This is a genomic window from Rhodoferax sp. (genome assembly GCF_028689305.1).
Classification (GTDB): domain Bacteria; phylum Pseudomonadota; class Gammaproteobacteria; order Burkholderiales; family Burkholderiaceae_C; genus Rhodoferax.
This window is the reverse complement of record NZ_JAQTWM010000167.1, coordinates 1-3,276: the sequence shown is the minus strand read 5'-3', so window position 1 is coordinate 3,276 and position 3,276 is coordinate 1. Positions and strand designations below refer to the sequence as shown.

At 56.7% G+C, this 3,276-nt stretch carries 3 protein-coding genes and 1 pseudogene; 1 reads left to right on the top strand and 3 read right to left on the bottom strand.

The genetic code is table 11. From position 1 onward, the window contains the following. Positions 1-226, bottom strand: a pseudogene (locus PHW99_RS18440) (pyridoxal-phosphate dependent enzyme); the annotation flags it as partial. Between the two features lie 112 nt (positions 227-338). Here PHW99_RS18440 and PHW99_RS18435 point away from each other — a divergent pair. Then, entirely contained in the window at positions 339-788 is a 450-nt protein-coding gene (locus PHW99_RS18435; protein WP_300181200.1) for an OsmC family protein, read from the top strand. Between the two features lies 1 nt (position 789). Here the strand turns inward: PHW99_RS18435 and coq7 are convergent, their stop codons facing one another. Beyond that, positions 790-1,416: a 2-polyprenyl-3-methyl-6-methoxy-1,4-benzoquinone monooxygenase gene (gene coq7 / locus PHW99_RS18430; RefSeq protein ID WP_300181197.1), complete on the bottom strand. Its 627-nt coding sequence runs from the start codon at positions 1,414-1,416 to the stop codon at positions 790-792. A gap of 123 nt (positions 1,417-1,539) precedes the next feature. Then, positions 1,540-2,820 carry a porin gene (locus PHW99_RS18425; RefSeq protein ID WP_300181194.1) on the bottom strand — a complete coding sequence of 427 codons (1,281 nt, stop codon included), beginning with the start codon at positions 2,818-2,820 and terminating at the stop codon, positions 1,540-1,542. Between the last annotated feature and the right edge of the window lie 456 nt (positions 2,821-3,276).

The following is a 3,276-nucleotide window of genomic DNA, read 5'->3' as shown; positions in this document are numbered from 1 at the left end:
GTTCTGGCGTCAGGTGCGCCATCTTGTTGTAGGCGCCGCGCAGCTTGAAGCTGCGTACCGGCTGCTGGTCCTCGCGCTTGAGCAACACCGAGTTGTGCAGCCGTCGGCTCAAGGCGCGGGCCGGCTCCAGCGCGGTTTCATTGGCCACGTCGTAGACACGGGCGGTCAGGATTTTCTTCAGATAGTCTGCTGGGCTGAGGGCGGGTGCTAGAGGAGATGAGGGCATGGGGCTACACTTCTGTCAGGGTATCAGTCGGGATTTTTACTGCGCGCGGGGCAGTTTGCTTATTGTACGTGTGAAAATTTGCCCCGCGCGGAGCAATTTTTAAAGGATGAACATGGAATGTACAGTCAATTGGACCGGCGCTTTGGGGACGCGCTCGGGCATGGGGTTCGTGGCGGAGACCGGCAGCGGCCACACGCTGGTGATGGACGGCGCTCCCGATGCCGTCAAGCCTGAAAATGGTGGACTGAATCTGGCACCGCGCCCTTTGGAGCTGCTGCTGGCTGGCACCGGCGGCTGTACGGCCTATGACGTGGTGCTGATCCTCAAGCGCGGCCGCCATGACGTGCGCGGCTGCAGTGTCAAACTGGAGGCCGACCGGGCGGAGACTGACCCCAAGGTGTTCACCCGCATCAACATGCATTTCACCGTGTCAGGCAAGGGGGTGCCAGCGGCTGCGGTCGAGCGCGCCATCGCCATGAGTCACGACAAATATTGCTCGGCCAGCGTCATGCTGGGCAAGACAGCGCAGATCACCACCAGTTTCGAGGTGGTGGAGGTTTGAGTTAAATCCGGTGCGCCACGGTGGTCATGACCTTGGCCGCCGCTTTCATCAGGCCCTTGACGGGAGCTGGCAAATCTATCGCGCCCAGTTCTTTGGCATTGAGGGCGTGACGGATTTCGTCGTCTTTCATCTGTGCCACGATGGCACGTGAGGCATGGTCATGGGCGGGCAGGCGGCTCAGGTGGCCGTCGAGGTGTGCCTCCACCTGGTTTTCCGTTTCCACGACAAAGCCCAGGCTGACGCGGTCACCCAGCCGCCCGGCCAGCAGCCCGATACCAAAGGCGCCGGCATACCACAGTGGGTTGAGCAGCGAGGTGCGGTCGCCGAGTTCTTTCAGGCGCGCTTCAGTCCAAGCCAGATGATTGGTTTCTTCGGCACTAGCCCGCATGAAATGGTCTCTGAGTGCTTCATTCTTTGTAGCAAATGCTTGCGCGGTATAGAGTGCCTGCGCGCATACTTCACCCACATGATTGACGCGCATCAGCGCTGCAGCCTCTTTTTTTTCAGACTCGGAAAGTTCAGTGGCATCGGCGGCCACGGTCGGACAGGGCTGCGCGCCATGGTGTGATGCAAACACCGTGCGCAGGGCAGCGTCCAGGGTCATGAAGAGACGGTCACTTGTTGACATGGACATGGCTTGATTCGGGCGGGTTGGAAACGACGGCGATTGTCGCGCGGTTTGTGAAGGTGTTGTGATGGACCAAAAAAAAGAGCCCACAAGGGGCTCCTGGATGGGGAGGGGGAAAATCGATCAGAAACGGTGACGGATACCAAAGGCCAAGCCGGTGGAGCCGGTGCCAGCAGAGGAGGTGACACCACCGATATAACCATTGCCGCCGGGAGCGACCTGGGCCAGATTCTTGTTGTCATATTGCACGACCACGGCATTCAGGTCGGTGCGTTTGGACAGCGAATAGGTGTAAGCCACACCATACGATGTCACATCAGCGTCAGCCGGGCGATTGTCGTTGTAATGGGTGTAGGCCACCGAGATGGCGTGGGGGCCGGTCACATGACGATAACCGATGTGTGACAAAGTACCATCCTGCTTGAAGGCATTGAGGAAGGCGTTTTGAACCAGCCCTGCTGCTGCGGCACCCACGACCGGGGTCAGCGCCGGGGCGATGGCAGACAAGCCATTGGGGTTATCGTCACTGATCTTGATCAACATGCCTGACAACTTGTCATTGCCAAAGTTCATGGAGGCCCCCAGAACCGTGGCTGTCAATGAGGATTGCCCCAACTCATTGTTGGCCTGGTTGTGGCCAATGCCGACCGAGAAGTTGCCTGTCTTGTAGTTGGCATTTAAGCCAAGCATGCGGCCCTTGCCAGAGTCACCCGCCACTTCTCCCAAGGCATACATGAACGAGCCGGAAATGCCGTCTTTCACAAACCGGTATTGCAGGGCGTTTGACTTGCGAATCTCAAGCGCTGCCGGGAACGCCACAATCTGTCCAGCCGACAGGCCCGATTGTGTTTCCATGATGTCATACATGGCGTTGGTTTCGAAGGCTGGTGTGTACATGCGGCCGCCCATGATGGCGCCAACAGGGGTGATCACGCCCACATACGCTTGCCGGTCAAACAGATTGCCTGTCAGATTCACGCCCCACTGTGCTGCCAAGAGGCCATCAACCGCAGCCACGGCCGGTTGAAGTGTTGCCGGCAGACCCAGCAAGGCAGCCTGCGAGTAACGATCTGACAACTGGGTGCCTGAAATTGGACGGCTGGTCACGGAGCCGGTGTCGAGCTCAACCCGGGATTCCAGCGTAAAGATGGTTTTGTAACCGCCGCCCATGTCCTCGGTGCCCTTGATGCCCCAGCGTGAGCCTTCCATGATGCCGCTGGCCACTTGTGTCACGGTGCCAGCTTTCAAGCCGGACACCGAAGTGATACCTGCATCTGCCAGACCATACAGCGTGACGCCAGGGCCGGTTTGGGCGCTGGCCAAACCGGCGCAGCACAACGCGCTGGCCAGGGCGATGCTGCGAACAGCGGTGAACTTTTGAGTGGCAATGAGTGGATGGGTCATGATGATGGTCGTTGGTGAGCTGGGGTTAAGGATGTAATAGAACGATCGTTCATTTTTAGCAATGATGCACCTTTTTGAGGTCTTGTATGGCAGGGGTTTTCCCTGAAATGGTGCGGAAATTTGGTGGTTTGATCAGGTTGCAAATCGTTGATTTGTAAAGAAAAAATCAAAATTTGATACAGCAGTGAAAGAGGGTTGGTTTTGGGTGTTGAATTGTTGTGACCATGCAACGGAATGGGCTGGATTACGCTTTGTAACAGGCATGTAACTTGGATCTTTGTTTTTTTTGATGGTTGGCGTGGTTAAATTCAATCGCGATGGCTGATTCGCCTGTTTGAATCACTTGGTTTTCAGGTGTTTGATTTTTTTTGTCTATCTTTTTGGAGTTTTTATGAAAAAGAGTCTGGTTGCTTTGGCAGTGCTCGCTGCGTCAGGTGCGTCTTTTGCTCAGTCGGT

Excerpts from the sequence above, each read along its gene's own strand:
- PHW99_RS18435 (WP_300181200.1), top strand. The coding sequence starts at position 339 with ATGGAATGTACAGTCAATTGGACCGGCGCTTTGGGGACGCGCTCGGGC.
- coq7 (WP_300181197.1), bottom strand. The coding sequence starts at position 1,416 with ATGTCAACAAGTGACCGTCTCTTCATGACCCTGGACGCTGCCCTGCGC.
- PHW99_RS18425 (WP_300181194.1), bottom strand. The coding sequence starts at position 2,820 with ATGACCCATCCACTCATTGCCACTCAAAAGTTCACCGCTGTTCGCAGC.